The following is a 1,846-nucleotide window of genomic DNA, read 5'->3' on the forward strand; positions in this document are numbered from 1 at the left end:
GCACCCGACCACAGACCACTAGCAATATCGGGGGTCTACACCCAACCGGAGACCCCAACCCCCGCTTTCGCCAAGCCTCCCCACAGGCCCTAAACCCCAGAGGGTCTACACACCCCCACCAACCCCAGCCCGAAGCCCCAGCCTCAGTCCGAGTCCGGCAGCCCCAGCGAGAACGCCGCGTCCAGGTCGTGTCGCGAGTAGGTGCGGAACGCCATGTGGGTCTCGGTCTCCCGCACGCCCGGGATCTTGTTGAGCCGGCCGGGGATGACGTCGTTCAGCTCGTCGTGGCGGCGGACGCGGACCATCGCCAGCAGGTCGAACTCACCGGTGATCGAGTAGACCTCGCTGACCCCGTCCAGCGCGGCGATCTTCTCGGCCACCTCGTGGATGCGCGCGACGTCGGCCTTGACGAACACGATCGCAGTGACCACTGCACCCTCCCCAGCTCGGCGAACGCTCAGACTCTACCCACGCCCCAACGAGACGATCTCCACCCGCGCCTCACCCGCACCCCACGCGTGCCTCACCCGAACCCCACCCACGCCTCATCCGCGATCCAACGCGACGATCCGGCGAGCCGGTCCGGCATGCCGGGCCAGCAGGGCGAACAAGGCCCCGGCCACGAAGCCGTAGATGTGCGCCACGTAGGCGACGTTGCTCTCGGTGTCCCCCAGCGACAGCCACTGGATCACGAAGTAGCCGCCCAGCACCACCCACACCGGGAGCCGGATCACGATCACCGGGGGCAGCAGGCTGACGATCCGGCCGCGCGGGTTGAGGACCAGGTAGGCGCCGAGCACCCCGAAGATCGCGCCGGAGGCGCCGATCAGCGGGGTTCCCGAGTCGGGGTAGGTGTAGGCGAAGCCGTACACGGCGGCCAGGCCGAACAGCAGGTAGGCCAGCAGGTAGCGCCAGCGGCCGAGCCGGTCCTCCAGGCCCATGCCGACCGCGAACAGCACCACGAGGTTGCCCAGCAGGTGCAGCACGCCCGAGTGCAGGAACATCGACTCGAACGCCGACACCCACGGCAGCTTGTCGAAGGCCGCCTCGCCGCAGCGGTGGGCGATCTCGGGAGGGATTGGGTGCTGGCGTCCGGTGGTCAGTTCGCGCGGGACCGCGCCGTGTTCGAGGATGAACTCGTTGGCCCGGCACTGGCGGACGCCGCCGTCGCCGTACCAGGTGGCGAAGTTGGCCATGGGGGTCAGCAGGAAGACCACGACGTTGGCCGCCACCAGCAGGTACGTCACCCAGGGCACGCGCCGCGCGGGCTGGCTGTCGTACAGGGGTATCGCCATGCGCGAGCGTCCTCACCATTCGATCATCTGGCCGCCGACCCTCGACCGGCAGACCGCCCACCACCGACCACCGGCCACCGGCCAACGGCCCCACGGACCACCGGCCAGCGGACCACCGGCCAGCGGGCCAACAAACCACCAGCCAACCGACCAACGGGCCATTCGCCGGTTTCGTCCCCTCACCTTAGTGGCCGCGAGACCCCCCGGTCCTCCGGCTCCACGGCGTCGCGGGCGCGTTCGAGGGTGTGGTCGAGCCACCGCCGCAGGCCCTCGGCCCCGTGGACGGGGCAGGTCCACTCGCCGTCGATCTCGACCAGCCGCACGCCGGGTGTGTCCAGCCAGCGCAGCACGCACTCCATCTCCTCGGCCCCGGCCCCGGCGGTGACGGCCCCGGCGGTGACGGCCCCGGCGGGGATCGCGCCGGGCGGGCCGCCGGGCAGCACGGTCTCGGCGGTGGCGATCAGCGCGTCCACGTAGGGGCGGGGGTGGGCGCGCGGCGGGACGGTGCCGGCGGCGGCGAGCCGGCCGTACCGGACGACCGACAGCTCCCA

Annotated in this window: 2 protein-coding genes and 1 pseudogene; all 3 read right to left on the bottom strand. The window is 71.3% G+C overall.

Annotation, left to right across the window (positions count from 1 at the left end; genetic code table 11):
• Positions 1–143 precede the first annotated feature (143 nt).
• Positions 144–431 carry an Lrp/AsnC family transcriptional regulator gene (locus tag AKI01S_RS48530; protein ID WP_067833912.1) on the bottom strand — a complete coding sequence of 96 codons (288 nt, stop codon included), beginning with the start codon at positions 429–431 and terminating at the stop codon, positions 144–146.
• A gap of 114 nt (positions 432–545) precedes the next feature.
• Positions 546–1,295 (bottom strand): rhomboid family intramembrane serine protease, encoded by a 750-nt coding sequence (locus AKI01S_RS48535; RefSeq protein WP_067833915.1) that lies wholly within the window; start codon positions 1,293–1,295, stop codon positions 546–548.
• A gap of 179 nt (positions 1,296–1,474) precedes the next feature.
• Positions 1,475–1,846: pseudogene (locus AKI01S_RS52440) on the bottom strand (DEDD exonuclease domain-containing protein); the annotation flags it as partial.

It is taken from the genome of Actinomadura kijaniata NBRC 14229 (assembly GCF_001552175.1).
In the GTDB taxonomy this organism is placed as follows: Bacteria; Actinomycetota; Actinomycetes; order Streptosporangiales; family Streptosporangiaceae; genus Spirillospora; species Spirillospora kijaniata.

Bases quoted from the DNA above. Each gene is read 5' to 3' on its own strand.
- AKI01S_RS48535 (WP_067833915.1), bottom strand. From the start codon at position 1,295: ATGGCGATACCCCTGTACGACAGCCAGCCCGCGCGGCGCGTGCCCTGG.